The organism is Dictyobacter aurantiacus (assembly GCF_003967515.1).
In the GTDB taxonomy this organism is placed as follows: Bacteria; Chloroflexota; Ktedonobacteria; order Ktedonobacterales; family Ktedonobacteraceae; genus Dictyobacter; species Dictyobacter aurantiacus.
Map to the genome: position 1 here is coordinate 465,756 of NZ_BIFQ01000002.1, position 16,930 is coordinate 482,685.

Sequence of the window (16,930 nt, forward strand, 5' to 3'; positions counted from 1 at the left end):
TTGCCCCGGCTTGGCCGCAAAGCGGCCGCGTGCCCAGGCGCACACGTTCCACCAACGATACCATCTTTCCCTGCGGACGCGAGGTCCGAACCCAGGGGGCGATCACGCGGGCGACCACGGATCGGGGAGCCGGCTCGTGCCGAGGAGGCGGAAGGTAGCTTTGACGGAGCCAAAGCTGACGCTGTCCCCGTTGTGGAGCTCGGCGCGCCGGTTGGCGTCCAGGGCCGTTGCGCCGATCCGAGTCTTGTTGCGGCTGTTAAGATCTTCGATGTAGCAATGCTCTCCTTCCACGTGGATGCGCGCATGCTGGCGCGAGACGCTGCTGGCGTTATCAAACGGAGTGAGATCGACCTCGGGGGTGCTCAACCGCCTGGGATCAACACGCCCGACGAGCACCTTGTCCTTGCTGATAGGGATGCGCCGCACGGTCTGTCCGTCCTGCTGGATATCCAGAAAGGCATAGGTCCTGGCGCTCTCCGACGCGACCGTCCCGATGCGGACCCTGGGGCGAATGATGGTGCGTTCGCCCTCCGATACGTCCTGATCGGACCGAGGAGTAAGCTTGAGCATGGTTCGCTCCGCTTCCGGCAGTTCCTGCTCGATGTTGTTGATTGATGCCAGCAGAGCCTGGTCGCTCTCGGTCACTTGCTGCTCGGGGGCGCTGGCTGGGTTGGGGCGGGTAGGCATGGTTTTGAGCATGGTAAGCAGGGTAGCGGCGCGCTCGGGACGCTGCAGGGGATGATCGGGCTCCAGGTCGGGCAGTGCCGAGAGGACGCGGCCGTTGCGCACGAACAGGCGCCGCCAGTTAGATGGATCGAGGGGCAGCAGTTCGTGGCGCTTGCGGCGGGCGGCGTCGATTGAACTGGCGCGCGCGCTGGCGTCGCTGCCGCTGGCCTTGTTGATCTGTTCGATGCGCTCGGCGCCAAAGTTGATGGGGGCCGACTGGCTGTATTCCGTCGCGCTGACTTGCAGCCAGGCGTGGGTGTCCTCCTTGATACGCTCGGCAAGCTGCCGTATCGCCTGGTCCGTCGCGGTGCCGGAGTCGCGCGCCTGCCAGTACTCAAGCACGCGGGCGCTGTGCCCGATCATACCCGTCATGGCGCCGCCGCTGGTCAGAAAGTGACCATTGCCGAACGAATCACCGGCAACCACGCCATTGGGAGCGACCAGCGCATCGTCGCCGACGCGCTCGATGAGACTGAACAGGACTGGTCCATAGATCATCTGGACCTTCATCAATTCCTGCCTGGGAATATCGAGAGTTTCGGCCGCATGCTTGATATAGTAATCGTAGATCAGGTGTTGATAGGAGGCGAAGAACTCGGCTGAATTACGATCGGTTTCAGGAGGCACAAGGCCGGCCTCGATAGGATCAAAGGACTTGAAGTCTGGCACCTGCACCAGGACCCAGCCTACCTCGGGATCGTTCTCGTGGCCCACAGCGATCTGCCGCACCCAGTATTCTTTGCCATCCTCGTCGAAGGCCGAGGAGATGCGCCGGCGCAGGCGTCCGCCGACCAGAACCTCGACCAGGCCGGCCAGGAAGTCCGCCTGCGCCACCACTGGTCCCTGTCCATCATTATGATCAACCTTGACGTCGTGCTGCTCAAAGCCCAGTCGCCTGGCGTCGCTGCTGTTGAAGCCCTGCGCGATCATAAACAGCTCGGGCACACCCAGATCGATCGTCTCGCTGCCCGGCACGCGCACGCGCACAAACTGCCCCTTGAAATCAAACTCCTGCAGAGCCTCGATGCGCACGCGCAGCCGACCATCGGGCTCAGTCATAAAGCCGTCTTTGGGGAGCACGCGATGATGGGTAAACAACTGCACGCGAGGCGGACGCTTGTTCTCCAGATCCTGCTGCTCGATCAATTCCAGGTAGCGACGCAGCAATTTCAAGATCGAGGCGGCCTCGGCCTGAAAGGTAGAGGGACCATCGAGCACCTCCATCATGCTGCTGCGAATCTTCTTTGGATCGGGGTGGTCCGGCGGCTTCGGTGGGTCCAGCACGGTAATCACGCGGTTCGGCAGGCCGTCACGCCAGCGATCATCGATAAACTCAACATTGTGGATGGTGCCCACGATATGCTGGTCTACATCGAATCCATCGATAATCTCGTCGGCGACGATATCACCGGCCACCGTATCCGGGCTGTAGAAGCATTCAGCGAGCCGAAATAGATGTCCATTGCCCCGGCGAGGAATGCCCTCCTCACCATAGCGTTCGAGCATCAGCTGATCGATCAGGCCAAGCTGATGATAGAAATCCTCACGAATATTCCAGTGCACGCCCAGAAAAGGATCGCCTCGCATCTCAACGCCCACAGCGCGACGCCCCATCGCGACGGTCCATAACATAGACATCATATTCGTCCCACCCAGACCCAACGCCAGAAAATCAGGATTGAGCATCACTTCATTCAAAGCATCCATACCAGTGCAGCCTCCTCATGAGCCTTATTCGCTCGCGAGAATGTATCAATGAACCACTAAAACTATTCAAGACCCGCAGAGAAACATCAGAATATCGCCTTTATAAGCGACGGTTAATGAATAAACGGTACCGCCACCCATTTTTGCTGCACGATCTTTGCGCCCACCGTAGGTTCGGGCCTTGCGCCCGATTTTTGTCGCCAATCCGATTATGTGCCAAAAACACGTTTTTTGAGATATTAACATGCGCCAGGGGAAATCGGGCGCAAGGCCCGAACCCGCGAGAAACATTTCATACGTGCAGGGGAAATCGGGCGCAAGGCCCGAACCTACGCAAAATATAATTCGCACCCAATCGATAAAAATCGATTGAACTTTTCCCCCTTTTCTTTTAAAATGTCTATATGATCAATAAGCGTCTATCACTTATTAATCATATTATCACTTAACATGGGGATAATCACCAGAATGGCATTAAGTTCCTGCTAAAAATTTCTGGATAATACTTCTGCTTCTATTATTTTCCGCTTTTTGTATTAAGAGCTGGAATAGCAATGATAAGTGCTATCGATTAGATTATGCACAATTATGAATCATGAATGGTTACGTGGGAGCAGAGGAGAATCGGGCAAATAACATCCGAAGATGATCAGAAGATAATCGCCCCGCTCGCTCACCCTTCGGAGGAGAGCGACATCTTTATCCTCACCAATATCCCCCCATAGAAAAGGAAGTAAGAATATGAAGAAGACAACCTCACACAGACCCAATGACCTGCCAGCTGGTCCAGATATCGATAAGTGGGAACAAATCGATTCCTCCAGGCGAGAGGTCCTGCTGAAGCTCTGTTCATCAAAGGTGGCCGCGCTCTACAAGACGCTGCTGAGCCAGGCCAGCATCGAATATAACGCCGAGCAGGGCATGGTCGCCGTACTGACGTGTTCCACCATACGTGCCCTGGCCCGAGCGTTACGCAAGAGCTATGACTTTCTCTTGCGCTGCGTCTCTATCTTTAAGGCGCTGGGACTCATGCACCACGTCCCCAACCGCAACCACGGCACGCGCCTCTCCATTCCGCTCGGCTGCTACCTGCCGCTGTCCTCGCTAACCACCCTCAACAACCTGATCACGGGTACACGCAACAAGCTCAGCCGATTGGCGCGGCAAACCAAAAATCTCTATATCCAACATTATGGAGATCCTGACCCCCACCATAGCTATCCCTCCACCATCCAGCAGCTCAAGGCTGCCTGCGAGCAGCTGCTGCAGGGTCCATTGAACCAGGAGAGCATCCAGCTCCTCTACGCGCGCGTCGGGACCATGGTGGCCTGCTTTCAAAACCCCGCGCAGCCGGGAGACCCATCGGCCAGCATGGGAGACCCGACAACGCCGATCCATCAGCAGCATCCACAGGCACAGGGAGACCCATCACCTTCCGTGGGAGACCTTTCCACCCTCAACGGGCGAACAGGTCTCCCAGAAGGTGAAGACCCGTCACAGCAGATGGGAGACTCTTCAACTAACATAGGAGACCCGTCACAGCAGTTGGGAGACTCTTCAACTAAAATGGGAGACCCGTCACCTCAAAAAGGAGACTTTTCAATCAAAATGGGAGACCTGTACGTCCCAAAACAAGACTTTTTTTCGCCCATTGAGCTCGAAGAAGGCAAAAAAGGAGAGAAAAGGGAGACTCAGGTCTCCCCTATATCGATTATCGATATCGTAGATAATAATAATATTATAAATCTTTCTAACTTTAACGATAACGTTATCGATAGGCAGCCTGAAAGGTCGCCCCAATCGGAGACCATGGCCGGATGTCAGACCAGAGCCGAGCGCCTGCGCTCTGAAGCGATGGCCCTGGCCTTGTTTGTGGAAAACAGTCCGCGTAACGTGGCGTCGTTTATCCACAAGCTAGCAAACAATCCACAAGCCACACGGGCGGCAGTCATCGATCTGCTGATCCAGACCTACATGCCCGACTATCGGGGCAAGCCGCGCAACCGGGGCGCCTGGCTGAACAAAGCCTACACCCACTATGCCGCCCCGCATGTGCTCATCCCGCCTATGGTCAAGCGCTGGCTCTACACGCACGAATCCTGGCAGGAGATCGAGCAGGCGCTGATGCAGGAGACGGAGCAGCAGCAAGAGCAGCGTCCCCCCACAGACGCAGAGGCATCCGTGCCCCGCGAGCGGGAGACTGATCCCGCACTGCCAGCAGTTCCCTGCCGGGACCGCAGTAAGAACTGGCTGGATCAGCTCGATGCCGTCCAGCTGGCACAACAGATCGTCCAAGATGGGGCCGAACATGGCTACATGCTCAAGACAGAGATCGTACCCGACCAGGCGGTCTGGCTGGTGCGCGTCCGCTGGGGAGAACACCAGCTTGACATCCGCAGCTGGGCACACTGGCGCGGCGAGTTCGCCGAGATCCATGCCATGCTGCAGGCTCGTAAGCGCCTCCCCGAATAAATTCACATCAACACAAAATCAGGAGGTTTTTTAACCATGGACAATATCAAAAAAGTGATCGAAAACACGCCGCAGGCATTCAAGCCCAACGCGCCCATCTGGCACCGGCGCGAGGTAGAGCCGCCTACGGAGATGCCCGATGACGAGGAGGTCGAACTGGACGAGGACGAGGAGATCGCCCGCGAGCAGAAGGCGGCGCACGCGGCGGAGGTCGAACGCAACCGCAAGGCACAACTGCGCATCCTGCATCCCAACGCGCTGGCGCCACAGGAGCAGATCGAGACCGAGGATGAGCCGCAGCAGGTCTGCACACGCTGCCACGGACGCCGCTATTTTCGCCTGGATGTCCCCTTTGGTCATCATCTGTTCGGCAAGGCCGTCCCATGTGACTGCCTGCACGAACGCCAGCGGGAGATCCAGCGCCAGCATCTGCGCCAGATCTCCAACCTGGATACGCTGGAGGAATTTAGCTCCAAGAGCCTGCATACCTTCGACGGCTTCATACCCGGCTCGCGCATCGCTTTTCAGCAGGCCACCGACTACGCCAATCAACCAGAGGGCTGGTTGATCTTCATCGGCCCCAACGGCTGTGGCAAGACGCACCTGGCCGTCTCCATCGCCCGCCAACGCCTGGAGGCGGGGAATAGTGTCCTCTTCATGGTCGCGCCTGACCTGCTAGACTACCTGCGCGCCACCTACGCGCCCGACGCGCCGGTGCGCTACGACAAGGTCTTCCAGCAGATACGCGAGACCGAGCTGTTGGTCCTCGACGACCTGGGGGCCGAGCAAGATTCGCCGTGGGCCATCGAAAAGCTCTTCCAGCTGCTCAACTATCGCTACAACGCCCACCTGCCCACGGTCATCACCACCAACCTGATCGGCCTCGCAGGCATCGAGCCGCGCATCCGCTCGCGCCTGCAAGACAAACGCATGGCCCGCATCATCTCGATGGACAACGTCTCCGATTACCGCCAGAAACCCACGCCGTCAACTTCATAGGTGCCGGGCTCGCCCCGGCTTCCCCGGTTCCCGGCCGGTTCGGCTCCTCGTAATAATTTTGTACCCAAATTTGTATCAAAACAGGAGAAATCGATGAAAAAGTTGGCGTACGATCCGTTGGCTTCCGCATGGTCATAGGACCGCTTTTCTCGCTTTTTAGGGGCGGTATCATACGTGAACGGGTGCGGCATGCACAAGGCCGGATTGCTGCGTGGGAGGCATTCCGGCGTCTCAAGAAAACCGCAATCCTATGCCGCCTACGGGGACATGATCGTGATCGGGGACCGCTCACATGCCTCCCTATGCCGTTTCGGGTTCCCAAATGCTTCCCTTTTTTTCGCTAAAGTTGAATGTATTGGGGGCAAGCCCGGCATCTACGTTGCGTTGGGAGTGGCCGCCCAGACACGGGGGTCGCTTCGCTCCAAAGCCGGGGCAAGCCCGGCACCTACTTACAAGGGATAACAAAAGTGCAACCGGCAGCGATCTCGACCGTTTAAAGAGTAGAAATCAATCAGCAAGGAATAACGATCCAAACCGATGGAAAAATTTACTGATTATTACGCGGTACTCAGGGTTGAGCCCACTGCCTCGGCCGAGACGATCAAGAAGGCATTCAAGCACCTGGCACTGCAATACCATCCAGATGTCTATAAAGGTGAGGATGCCGAGGAGAAGACGCGCGAGATCCTGCTGGCCTACCAGACCCTGAGCGATCCCGAGCGGCGGCGCAGCTTTGACATGAGCCGCCGCAGCCACGTGCCGGGTAGCCCGATCAACGCGGCCACGGCGGGCGGCAAGGCATACGAGGAGGAACCGCGCAAGCCCTCGCGCGCCTTCGCCTTCCCGCCCCTGGACGAGCGTTCTCCAGCGCAGATCGATCTGGGCGATATCACCTATCTACTGTCAGCCCACGAGGTGCGCAAGCTCAAGGATACGGGCATGCTGCGCGGCACCAAAATGCCGTCGCATGGTGACACCTACTACTGCCATCGCTGTCACCATCGCTGGCAGGCCAGTTCACGTCCTAAGACGTGTCCAAACTGCCAGGCACCAGACTGGAATGAGTATCTGCTGCTGCGCTGCAAACACTGCCAGGCCGTCTTCGAGAGCGAGCAGATCCGCAACGAGGTCGGCGCCATGCGCTACGGCGACGACTCCCTCTGCCATCCCTACGAGCTCTTCCCGCTCTGTCCGCAGTGCGGCAAGGCCGAGTGGTGCCCGGCTGAAGAGGAACGCCTGTGGAACGTGCGCGACCGCGCGGCCCGCATCAACAAGTGGCGCCATCGCTTCGGCCTGGATTGACGCAGCAAAGCCATGCGACATATTTCTCTCTGTGTTGCATAAGTAACAAAAGACCAGTATTGATGCTTGCCCCATATAACCGTCCAGGCTACACTGTCTATTGTAACAGAATGATGCCTTTGCAACAACCTGTTGCGATACTGATAGAAGAAATAAAGTGCAGTCACATGCCTTTGTAAAGGAGAGAGGTTATATGAACCATTGGACTGTAAACGATATTCCCGATCTGCGTGGTCGGATCGCGCTGGTAACCGGTGCGAATAGAGGTCTTGGTCTGGAGGAGACGCGAGCATTGGCTCAACATGGTGCCCACGTCATTATGGCTGTGCGCAATCTGAAGCAGGGGCAACTGGCTGAGGCTGAGATCAAGCAAACGGTTCCTGATGCATCGCTAGAAGTCATGTCGCTGGACCTTTCCTCATTAGCTTCGGTGCGTGAGTTCGCTGCTCGCGTTTTGCAGACACACCAGCGCCTTGATTTGCTGCTCAACAATGCGGGCTTGACAGCTCTTCCACAGCGGCAGGAGACACAGGACGGCTTTGAGATGCAATTTGGGACAAACCACCTTGGGCATTTCGCCCTGACCGGTCTGCTCGTACCCAGATTGCTGACTACGCCAGGAAGCCGGGTCGTGACGATGACAAGCAATGGTCGCCGCACGGCTGCTCATCTTGACTTCGATGATCTACAGAGCCAGCGCTCGTATAGCCGCTGGGGGGCATATGGCAAGAGCAAACGTGCTAATCTCCTCTTTGCCTTTGAACTGCAAACCCGCTTCACTGAGGCTGGCGTTGGCACCATCAGCGTTGCGGCGCATCCGGGCGGAGCAAACACCAGCAAGGGGGGTTCCTGGGATCATCTATCACCTTTCGAACGCTTCTTCTTTGGACTGTTCAGCCAGAGCGCATCAATGGGAGCTCTGCCACTGTTATACGCGGCGACGCATGAGCACATCACTGGCGGGGAACTGGTTGGCCCAGGAGGCTTTGCGAACTCAATCGGGTATCCGAAGGTGGATCGCCATGCCAGCAACGAATATGATCATCCTGCCGCTGCCCGCTTATGGAAAGTGTCTGAAGAGCTAACCGGGGTGACGTATGACGCGTTACGCCAGCGGGTAGAGGCTTGAGGATAATGAGCAAGGCTGGCATGGGCCGACGGTCCAATGGCCGCAGCGCTCAAGCCAGCATAGATCGTTCTCGCTATAGAGATACGCTGGTCGATGATAGGGCCAACCACCTACGCCCCAGCAGCCAGAGGCCAATCCCCACGCACCACAGGACCAGGGCGGCACCAAAACCGAGCACAAACTGCTGGGCATTGATCTGCAGACCATCGATCTGCATGTGGAGCGGAATCACGAATAGGGTCAACAATCCCAGCAAGCAGAGGACAGCGCCCACCACATGATACATTTTAATACGGAAGAGCGGGGCAAGCGGAAAGAAATGCGCGCCGACGATCAGCGCCATGACGGGAAAGAAGAGATCCAAGCGATGGAGCAGAGCATTACAGATATAGCTGGCGAGAAAGATCAGGATTATCTCCGTCGCGAAGACGATGATAAACCACATATTCGTCCGCTTCCTGTTCTGATCGCCACCCATACCTGCCGCCTGGTCGGGCAAACCCCGTGAAGCGACAAGGAGAGAGATGGCACCGACGAAGAGTCCAACCCCGATCAGCACGATCGCGACCACCGGCCAGATTCCACCCCACCCCTGCAGGCCGCCAACGCCGATATCAGCCCACAACGTAGAGAAGAACGCCATGAAAATCACACCAGAGGAGACACCGCGTACAGCAGATGCAGGGACAGTCGTTAATGGCTGAACCATAACGCAATCCTTCCTTTCATGATTGCTTGATATGAGAGAGAGAAAGTTTTGAGAAAGGCATTTCCAGCAAATACCCTTTTCAATCGATTATTTTCGAATAGCGATGCTCATCATAAAATATTTTCTCTTTCCAGTCAATTGCGTCACATATCCCCTAGGTGCCGGGCTTGCCCCGGCTTTGGGCTTGCCCCGGCTTGTCGCCCTCCGCTGGAGTGACGACCCCGTACACGGGCACCCACGTTCCTTTATAATGGAGGTGTATTATGGCTACCGTTAAAGCTATCGTTAAAACGGAGAAAATGTTGCAGGGCGCCTGAAAGCGGATTCTCGAATGCGTACCGCTGTAACGAGATACGCGTTCGAGAATCCGCTTTATGAACCTCGAAAATCGCATGATGCGTCACGAGTTCAGTTGGCGCAATAAAGTTGGCAGCCCGCTGGCACCGGCCAGCCCGCGTGATGTAACGAAATCGGCGTTCACGCCGCTTTCGATCATAGCTGTGTCAAACAGGTGCATGTCGAGTGCCTCGACGCTCGAAAGGTGATCGACATTGTCGAGTCTCACCATGCTGTTCAGCAAGGTGAGGGCATTGCTAGAGGCGCTGCCCAGCTTGAGCACGTCAACAAGCGAAGACGGGTTCATTCCAAGCTGGATGGCCAGTTCAATGATGTCGGCAATATTGGCCTGATTCATCATCAGTAGAGCATTGTTGAACAGCTTTGCGGTCTGTCCAGCTCCCGGGCCACCCAGATAGACAACATGTCGAGAAAACGAGCGTAACAACGGCTCGCAGCGTTGCGCGACAGGCTGCGGGCCGCCGACCATGGTGGTCAACGTGCGCGCCTGGGCGGCGGGCCGTCCTCCGCTGACGGGAGCATCAAGCACGTCGACACCAGCTCGCGCGCACATTTCGGTGAGCCGGACAGCATTGCCAGGAGTGCCAGTGCCATGATTGACAATGACAGACCCCGGACGGAGTCCTTCGAGCAACCCACTGGTCACGATTTGCATGACATCTTCATCGGTGCTGACGCACAACGCAACAATGTCACATGAACTGGCCAGATCATTGCTATCGCTATGGCGGACGTGCGCGATGTCACCCAGTACATCGAGCGAGCTGGTTCGGCGAGCCCATACATGCAAAGGATAGCCCGCTTCGACAATGGCAGTCGCCATCGGAAGCCCCTGATCGCCCAGGCCAATAAACCCGACCACAGGTTTCACGGTAGTCATGCTCATGCGGCGACGCTGTTCAGCTCGGCCAGATCTTCCTCTGACAGGGTCAGAGTGGCGGCGGAAACGTTGGTGCGCAGGTGCTCGACCGACGAGGTTCCAGGGATCAGCAGGATATTCGGTGAGCGCTGCAGCAGCCAGGCCAGCGCGACGGCCATCGGCGTGGTGCCGAGACGCGTGGCGACCGCTTGTAGCCTGTTGGACTGCAGCGGATTGAAGCCACCGAGCGGGAAGTAGGGCACGTAGGCGATGCCCTGTGCGGCCAGGGAGTCGATCAGTTCGTCATCATTCCGGTTGGCGAGGTTGTAGAAGTTCTGCACGCACACGATTGGCGCGATCGACTGCGCCTCGGCGACCTGCTCCGCATTCACGGTACTTATGCCGAGGTGCTTGATCAATCCTTCCTGCTGCAGTTGCGCAAGCACCGAAAATGGTTCAGCAATCGAACCAGGCTCGGGACGGTCGAAGCCCCCAACACGCAGGTTCACCACATCCAACGCATCAAGTCCCAGGTGCTCCAGATTGTCGAGGACGGCCTGGCGCAACTGCTCAGGGGCGAGCGCCTTAGGCCAGTTCCCCTCAGCGTCTCGTAACGAGCCGACTTTGGTAACAATGTGTAACGAGTCAGGATAGGGATGCAGGGCCTCTTTGATGATCTGGTTAGTAACGTATGGGCCATAGAAATCGCTGGTATCGATGTGCGTGATACCCAGCGCCACCGCCTCGCGCAGAACGGCGATGGCGGCGTCACGGTCGGCGGGCGGACCAAACACGTGCGGACCAGCCAGCTGCATCGCGCCATATCCCATGCGCGTAACCGTTAAGCCCTCGGCCATGGTGAATGTACCCGCAGCCGTGGCAGGCAGATTGTTATATTCCTTCGCTGAATGCGATACCATAGAAATTTTCCTCTTTTTCTCAAATTCAAACTACTTCAATCACGATCTGTGATACACTTATGAGTATGGCATGAGGCCAAGCGTATAACCAGAGTCTCCGTATCATATGATTGAGACTGGTAGGATAAGGAGCGCAGTAGACGATGAACAACGATGAGCAGCGCCGACAGGAACTGGCGGATTTTCTACGCACGCGACGGATGCGCCTCTCGCCCGAACAGGTGGGGCTGATAGGTGGTGGGAGGAGACGCACCCCTGGATTGCGCCGCGAAGAGGTAGCGCAGCTGGCCAATGTGGGCGTTTCCTGGTATACCCTGCTGGAACAGGGACGCGATGTCCATCCATCAAGGGAGGTGCTGCAGAGCATCGCCGATGGACTCCAGCTCACGCCCGCCGAACGGCAACATCTTTTCCTGCTGGCCGATCAACCACCCATCATCGATCCCCCCGACGCAGATGAACAGGTCAGCCCGGCGTTACGCCGTGTGCTTGAGGCGCTCAACCCCGTTCCCGCCTATATCGTTGGTCGGCGCTGGAATTTCCTGGCCTGGAACACCGCTGCCGAACACATCCTCGCGCTATCAAGGACGGCGGCTGCGCCACATGCGTATAGCGTTGTCTGGCGTATGTTCACTGATCCGCAAACCCGTCGCATCCACCACCAACCCACCTGGGAACAGGTCGCGCAGAAAGTGCTGGCCGAATTCCGCGCCGATAGCGCGCTCTTCGCCGATGAGGAATGGTTCACTCGCCTGGTCGCAGATCTGCAGCGCGTCAGTCCCGAGTTTCGCGCCTGGTGGCCCCGGCATGATGTGCGTGGGAGGGCCGATGCCTTAAAAGACTTTGTTCATCCTGTGATAGGATGCCTGGTATTCGAGCACACCACCCTGCAGGTGCCTGACATGCCCGACCTCAAGCTCATGATCTATACCCCGGTCCCCGGAACAGACACGCAGGAAAAGCTCCAACAATTGATGAATCAAGACGCGGTCATGACTGCCATGCCATCGTTATCGTAAAATCGGCCCGCGCGGCCGATTTCCCCTCCACATATGATCACGTCCATCGTAGGTTCGGCCCTCGCGGCCGATTTTTCTTCCCCATCCGAAATTGTCCCTTAAACACGTAATGTTTGCCTGCATCATTTTCGCATTCGGTGAACATTGGTGTACGTGAAGGAAAAATCGGCCGCGAGGGCCGAACCTACGGCGGGCGTGATCATGCGTGAAGAGAAATGTGGTCCTGCTCGACTACGAGACCAACAGCGATCCCAACGACAGCCGCAAGCCGCTCTCCCACGCCAGCCTGATCATCCATCATCTGACTGCTAACGGTCATTAATACAGGGAGCGCACGAGTCCGCCATCGACCTGGATGGTGGTGCCGGTAATATAGCCCGCCTGGCTGGACGAGAGATAAGCAACCAGGCTGGCCAGTTCTTCCGGCTGACCCAGCCGGCCCATGGGAATCCCTCTGGCCAGGTCTTTCAGGGCGTCCTGCTCACTGACACCCTGGTCGAGCTTCTGCTGCATGCCAGGACCCTTGCGCAGGCGATCGGTCAGGATGCGGCCGGGGCAGACGTTATTGATGGTGATGTTGTCGGGCGCCAGTTCGCTGGAGAGCGACTTCGCCAGGCCGATCACGCCGGGGCGGATAGCATTGGAGAGCAGCAGCCCCTCGATAGGCTGCTTGACCGAGGTGCTGACGATGTTGATGATGCGCCCGCGTCCACTCTGCTTCAAGTGAGGTATGGTCAGGCGAATCAGGCGCACGGTGCTCAGCAGGGTCAGCTCGAAGGCGGCCTGCCACTGGGCGTCGTCGAACTGCGCGAACGAGCCGACCGGAGGTCCACCGGCATTGTTCACCACCACATCCAGACGACCATACTCACGCAGCGTCGCGTTCACGATCGCCTCCAGATCCTCGGCCCGCGTCACATCCGTGCGGCTCACCAGCACAGGTGTGCCATAGCGCTCGCGGATCTCCCTGGCCGTCTGCTCCAGCGTCTCCTGGTTGCGTGAGCCCAACGCGATCGCGGCACCCTCGGCGGCCAGCGCCTCCGCGCAGGCGCGCCCGATCCCCTTACTGGCCGCCAGCACCAGCGCGACCTTTCCCTGTAAGCCTAAATCCATGACATGCTCCTCTATATCTTTATCCATTGACACCATTAAATAGGGCGGTGTAGGATGACTTAAAAAGTCGCAGCAGCGATGACTGCTGCACACATCGCCTGTCCCGTCGTTTTTGAGGTTAGAATGGATATCGTCTTTGGTTTACTCTCGGCACTCAGCTTTGGTAGCGCGGACTTCATAGCACGCTTCTCCACACGCATCCTGGGCGTCAAGCGCACGCTCTTCTACACGCAGGGTTTCGGCTTCCTCGTCCTGATGCTGTATCTGCTACTCACCGGTGATCTTGTTTATTATACGACACACGCCTCGTGGCAGGTCTGGTGCTGGGGGCTTGTCTGCGCGGTGATCTATACGCTGGGCTACCTCTGCCTCTATCGCGCCTTCGCCGTGGGGCAGATGTCGGTGGTGGCGCCGATCGCCTCCAGCTACGCGGCCGTCAGCGTGCTGCTCTCGGTGATCAGCGGCGAACGGCTGGCGCCGCTGCAATGGCTGGGGATCATCGCCGTGCTGGCAGGGGCCGTACTGGCCACCTTGCAGAAGTCCGGCCCGGCGGCGGGAACAGAGCATGTCATGCCATCCACGAAGACCAGACGGCGCCTGCCGCCCGGCGTTTTCTGGGCCTTGCTGGCCGCCGTGGGACTGGGCGTCACCTTCTGGCTACTGGGCTTCGCGGTCACGCCTGGAATGGGATCAATCGTACCGGTCTGGCTCTTTCGTCTGGTGGCGGCGTGCATGATCGCGCCCCTCATGCTGGTCAGGCGCGAAAGCCTGGCACCGCCGCGCGGATCCATCACAGCGCTGGTCGTCGGCATCGGCATCTTCGATATGGCAGGAATGCTCTTCAGCACCCTCGGCTTCGCCGTGGGCAGCATCGCCATCGTCAGCGTGCTCTCCTCGCTCTACAGCGCCGTCTCGATCCTGCTGGCCTGGCTCTTGCTGCGCGAACGGCTGCAAAAGGTCCAGTGGTCGGGCATCGCCCTGCTACTCGCGGGGATCGCCCTGACCAATCTCTAGCTGCGAGGATGCGCCTATTTGATCTTATCGATCACCACCACGGCCAGGATAAAGATCGTCAGGCAGGCGGCGCAGAAGCTGATCCAGCCGGCTCCGGCGTTACCGACGACGACCAGGCACAGCACCGCCAGCACGATCAATGCCAGCAACGCCATGCCAAACGCCACCAGGCGCAGCATATTCTTGTTATCAGGCGCCGGTGTGTAGAGCTTACCGGCCGGCTCCTCGCGCGGGGACCGCTGGTACTGTTGATACGCGTACGCCGAGGCGGACTCGCCCTCATATTTACCATAGGCTACGCCTGCCTGCTCCTGCTGCTCGTCATTGGCTTCCTGCTGTGGCATCATATCTTTCCTACTCCTCTGCGTAACGATTTTCTAGCATCCTGACTTCTCTCAACAATACGCAGAAAAGAAGAGAAAGTTGTACGGCATAGATGAGCGCAAGAATGGACCAGTAGAACGCATTTTCGTCTGCTATACTCCCATTAGCATTCAAGAGGAGAGAAGCATGGACTACCGCCAATGTATCCAGAACAGCATCGATTACATTGAAGAGAACCTGCAAGCGTGCATCAGCGTTGATGAACTCGCAAGGATCGCGGGCTTCTCACCGTACCACTACTATCGTGTCTTCAACGCGTACGTGGGCATACCGGTAGTGGAATACATACGCAATCGGCGCCCTGCCCACATCTAAATGATCCATAATATTCAGCTTCCTTTGCTACACATGTCTATTGAATCAATATGCTCAATCCCTCAACTTACTCGCCTCTTTCGAGTTCTCAGCATGAGGTGTATCAGAGAAAATTTCTTCTATGTTTTTGGGAAGCAAAGGCATGTACAATTCTCGCAGATGGAACTGGCGCACGCCTACGAGATCCCAGGCACGTAGAATGCCATAGAGATAAAGGCAACAACCGCATTAAACCGTTCTGAGCTATCTTCAGGCCTTTGGCTAAAAACTATGTTTTTGCCGCTTGACTCTTCATGACAGTCAACACAACTCCTAACACAAACCACACCATCCATGCTGCTAATCCACCCAGAGCGTCACCTTGAAAGGCGTTGAAGTCTGTGAAAGTAGGCAGCTGGTCGCGAAAGAAGGCCTGAATTGTTTCTTGCACCAGCGCGGCCATGATCAGGCCCAGGATATACCAGTGGAGTTGACGACGTAGCGCCGGTATTATGTACAGGATCAGCATACCGATAATGAAAAAGAAGACGGTGTGCCCGATGAAGTGATCATGGGCATTGTGGAAAACCTGACGAAAAGGGGCGCCAAACGCCGGCCATACCTCGCTCAACCAATCAAACGGGAACCAGAGGATACCTAGCAGGAGAAGCACGATCCAACCATAACGTAGCCCGAATATCGCCACACGCCGCCATGGACGCTGGTGATTCACATCCTTGAACATAGTTGTCCCATTCTTTACTTCAGCAATTTTCGCAGCCGCTGCATGTATACATACAAAACAGAAGGCCAGCATAACGCAGATCCAACGCCATTGCACATGCCCCTGTGCCACTCCGGGCACACACTGGTGCGCGTCACGGCGCACACCAGCACCATTGATCGCATGCGTGGGAAAACATTCTCGGATAACATGTATCCCTTCCATCAACAACACTCCTCTCCCGATACAAAACGCCTCACGTCAGCCTGTAGACGCCAGAAAATCACCGGCTCTTGACCGATGTTGTCATCCAAAGTGGTACAATTATAACCTCTACATCATTCATGCTCGATATACAAAACACAACTTGAAGCAGAAAGGTTTCACATTATACGCTCCAATTTCTGGGGTGTAGTCTATGCATAAACGCCTGATAATTCAAGAAGAAAGAATGCCATGTTGAAACGTGCAATAGTTATTTTTCCGGAGAGCGAGCAGATCGAGCTTATCCAGCAGATTAGAGAGGCTCATGATCCATTGGCGCGCCTGATCCCACCCCACATTACACTGGTCTTCCCTTTTGACAGCGAGATCAGCACAAAAGAGCTTGCGCGGCACATGAGCAGCGCCGTCCAGAACTTCCGTCCTTTCACACTCTCCTTGCGAGGCATTACCGGCCACACAGGAGAATATCTCTTTCTCAATGTCAAAGTTGGCAATGATCAGCTTATCTCGCTTCACGATCAGCTTTACACTGGCCTGCTAGCCCCTTATTTCACAGCTGCCGAGACATACTTCCCCCATCTGACTGTTGGTCGGCTCGGAGATCCGGCGGCATTTGCCCATGCACTCAAACAAATGCAAGCTATAAACAGTGCATTCGAAGCAGAAATCAGGCAGATCAGCGCATATCTCATCGGGCCCAATGGGAAACGGCAGGTGGAATGCCAGGCGGCGCTTGCATGAAGATGTGTAAACGTAGCCCTTACACGATCATGCCCCTGTAGGCGGCATAGGATTGCGGTCTTCTCGAGACGCTGGCTTGCCAATCCGGCAGCAATCCGGCCTTGTGCATGCCGCCCTGTTGGCGTACGGCACGTTGGCCTGGACATAGTGATCGCGCAATTTCATCGTTGTTATGGGGAACATCCCGTACGTGAACGGGGGCGGCATGCACAAGGCCGGATTGCTGCGTGTTAGAA

At 56.9% G+C, this 16,930-nt stretch carries 16 protein-coding genes; 9 read left to right on the plus strand and 7 right to left on the minus strand.

The genetic code is table 11. The features are described 5' to 3' along the window. Positions 1–102: 102 nt before the first annotated feature. Positions 103–2,433, minus strand: coding sequence for an FHA domain-containing protein (locus KTT_RS26755; protein WP_235845885.1), 2,331 nt, complete (start codon positions 2,431–2,433; stop codon positions 103–105). A gap of 741 nt (positions 2,434–3,174) precedes the next feature. On the opposite strand from KTT_RS26755, the gene KTT_RS26760 reads away from it, so the two are divergent. The 4 genes from KTT_RS26760 (at position 3,175) to KTT_RS26775 (ending at position 8,335) form a co-directional block, all read left to right on the plus strand. Beyond that, the gene (locus tag KTT_RS26760; protein WP_126600580.1) at positions 3,175–4,905 is read left to right on the plus strand and encodes a hypothetical protein; all 1,731 of its coding nucleotides are present in this window, start codon (positions 3,175–3,177) and stop codon (positions 4,903–4,905) included. 36 nt (positions 4,906–4,941) lie between these two features. Then, positions 4,942–5,904, plus strand: a complete 963-nt coding sequence (locus KTT_RS26765) for an ATP-binding protein (protein WP_218031022.1) — start codon at positions 4,942–4,944, stop codon at positions 5,902–5,904. A gap of 537 nt (positions 5,905–6,441) precedes the next feature. Continuing rightward, entirely contained in the window at positions 6,442–7,206 is a 765-nt protein-coding gene (locus KTT_RS26770; RefSeq protein WP_126600582.1) for a J domain-containing protein, read from the plus strand. 193 nt (positions 7,207–7,399) lie between these two features. Beyond that, entirely contained in the window at positions 7,400–8,335 is a 936-nt protein-coding gene (locus tag KTT_RS26775; RefSeq protein WP_126600584.1) for an oxidoreductase, read from the plus strand. A 73-nt stretch (positions 8,336–8,408) separates the two neighbouring features. Here the strand turns inward: KTT_RS26775 and KTT_RS26780 are convergent, their stop codons facing one another. The 3 genes from KTT_RS26780 to KTT_RS26790 form a co-directional block, all read right to left on the minus strand. Further along, a complete protein-coding gene (locus tag KTT_RS26780) occupies positions 8,409–9,044 on the minus strand; it encodes a DUF7010 family protein (protein WP_126600586.1) in 636 nt (211 codons plus the stop codon). 400 nt (positions 9,045–9,444) lie between these two features. Next, entirely contained in the window at positions 9,445–10,287 is an 843-nt protein-coding gene (locus tag KTT_RS26785; protein ID WP_126600588.1) for an NAD(P)-dependent oxidoreductase, read from the minus strand. Next, positions 10,284–11,180, minus strand: a complete 897-nt coding sequence (locus KTT_RS26790; RefSeq protein WP_126600590.1) for an aldo/keto reductase family oxidoreductase — start codon at positions 11,178–11,180, stop codon at positions 10,284–10,286. The genes KTT_RS26785 and KTT_RS26790 overlap by 4 nt, the downstream gene beginning before the upstream one ends. A 143-nt stretch (positions 11,181–11,323) precedes the next feature. On the opposite strand from KTT_RS26790, the gene KTT_RS26795 reads away from it, so the two are divergent. Further along, positions 11,324–12,199: a helix-turn-helix transcriptional regulator gene (locus tag KTT_RS26795; protein ID WP_126600592.1), complete on the plus strand. Its 876-nt coding sequence runs from the start codon at positions 11,324–11,326 to the stop codon at positions 12,197–12,199. A 205-nt stretch (positions 12,200–12,404) separates the two neighbouring features. Further along, entirely contained in the window at positions 12,405–12,521 is a 117-nt protein-coding gene (locus KTT_RS37805) for a DUF6939 family protein (RefSeq protein ID WP_371864911.1), read from the plus strand. Here KTT_RS37805 and KTT_RS26800 read toward each other — a convergent pair. Beyond that, positions 12,518–13,312, minus strand: a complete 795-nt coding sequence (locus KTT_RS26800; RefSeq protein WP_126600594.1) for an SDR family oxidoreductase — start codon at positions 13,310–13,312, stop codon at positions 12,518–12,520. The two genes, KTT_RS37805 and KTT_RS26800, sit on opposite strands and share 4 nt — an antisense overlap. A gap of 78 nt (positions 13,313–13,390) precedes the next feature. Here KTT_RS26800 and KTT_RS26805 point away from each other — a divergent pair, with 78 nt between their 5' ends. Then, on the plus strand, positions 13,391–14,326 hold the full coding sequence (locus KTT_RS26805) for a DMT family transporter (protein ID WP_126600596.1): 936 nt from the start codon (positions 13,391–13,393) through the stop codon (positions 14,324–14,326). Between the two features lie 14 nt (positions 14,327–14,340). On the opposite strand, the gene KTT_RS26810 is transcribed toward KTT_RS26805, so the two are convergent. Next, on the minus strand, positions 14,341–14,673 hold the full coding sequence (locus KTT_RS26810) for a hypothetical protein (protein WP_126600598.1): 333 nt from the start codon (positions 14,671–14,673) through the stop codon (positions 14,341–14,343). Positions 14,674–14,836: 163 nt separating this feature from the next. Here KTT_RS26810 and KTT_RS26815 point away from each other — a divergent pair, with 163 nt between their 5' ends. Further along, positions 14,837–15,025, plus strand: a complete 189-nt coding sequence (locus tag KTT_RS26815; protein WP_126600601.1) for an AraC family transcriptional regulator — start codon at positions 14,837–14,839, stop codon at positions 15,023–15,025. A gap of 268 nt (positions 15,026–15,293) precedes the next feature. Here KTT_RS26815 and KTT_RS26820 read toward each other — a convergent pair whose 3' ends face one another. Further along, on the minus strand, positions 15,294–15,953 hold the full coding sequence (locus KTT_RS26820; RefSeq protein WP_126600603.1) for a hypothetical protein: 660 nt from the start codon (positions 15,951–15,953) through the stop codon (positions 15,294–15,296). A 231-nt stretch (positions 15,954–16,184) separates the two neighbouring features. Here KTT_RS26820 and KTT_RS26825 point away from each other — a divergent pair, with 231 nt between their 5' ends. Further along, on the plus strand, positions 16,185–16,694 hold the full coding sequence (locus KTT_RS26825; RefSeq protein ID WP_126600605.1) for a 2'-5' RNA ligase family protein: 510 nt from the start codon (positions 16,185–16,187) through the stop codon (positions 16,692–16,694). The last annotated feature ends 236 nt before the right edge of the window (positions 16,695–16,930 follow it).

Excerpts from the sequence above, each read along its gene's own strand:
- KTT_RS26825 (WP_126600605.1), top strand. The coding sequence starts at position 16,185 with ATGTTGAAACGTGCAATAGTTATTTTTCCGGAGAGCGAGCAGATCGAG.
- KTT_RS26820 (WP_126600603.1), bottom strand. The coding sequence starts at position 15,953 with ATGGAAGGGATACATGTTATCCGAGAATGTTTTCCCACGCATGCGATC.
- KTT_RS26815 (WP_126600601.1), top strand. The coding sequence starts at position 14,837 with ATGGACTACCGCCAATGTATCCAGAACAGCATCGATTACATTGAAGAG.
- KTT_RS26760 (WP_126600580.1), top strand. The coding sequence starts at position 3,175 with ATGAAGAAGACAACCTCACACAGACCCAATGACCTGCCAGCTGGTCCA.
- KTT_RS26785 (WP_126600588.1), bottom strand. The coding sequence starts at position 10,287 with ATGAGCATGACTACCGTGAAACCTGTGGTCGGGTTTATTGGCCTGGGC.
- KTT_RS26800 (WP_126600594.1), bottom strand. The coding sequence starts at position 13,312 with ATGGATTTAGGCTTACAGGGAAAGGTCGCGCTGGTGCTGGCGGCCAGT.
- KTT_RS26765 (WP_218031022.1), top strand. The coding sequence starts at position 4,942 with ATGGACAATATCAAAAAAGTGATCGAAAACACGCCGCAGGCATTCAAG.
- KTT_RS26805 (WP_126600596.1), top strand. The coding sequence starts at position 13,391 with ATGACTGCTGCACACATCGCCTGTCCCGTCGTTTTTGAGGTTAGAATG.
- KTT_RS26770 (WP_126600582.1), top strand. The coding sequence starts at position 6,442 with ATGGAAAAATTTACTGATTATTACGCGGTACTCAGGGTTGAGCCCACT.
- KTT_RS26780 (WP_126600586.1), bottom strand. The coding sequence starts at position 9,044 with ATGGTTCAGCCATTAACGACTGTCCCTGCATCTGCTGTACGCGGTGTC.
- KTT_RS26775 (WP_126600584.1), top strand. The coding sequence starts at position 7,400 with ATGAACCATTGGACTGTAAACGATATTCCCGATCTGCGTGGTCGGATC.
- KTT_RS26790 (WP_126600590.1), bottom strand. The coding sequence starts at position 11,180 with ATGGTATCGCATTCAGCGAAGGAATATAACAATCTGCCTGCCACGGCT.
- KTT_RS26810 (WP_126600598.1), bottom strand. The coding sequence starts at position 14,673 with ATGATGCCACAGCAGGAAGCCAATGACGAGCAGCAGGAGCAGGCAGGC.
- KTT_RS26795 (WP_126600592.1), top strand. The coding sequence starts at position 11,324 with ATGAACAACGATGAGCAGCGCCGACAGGAACTGGCGGATTTTCTACGC.
- KTT_RS26755 (WP_235845885.1), bottom strand. The coding sequence starts at position 2,433 with ATGGATGCTTTGAATGAAGTGATGCTCAATCCTGATTTTCTGGCGTTG.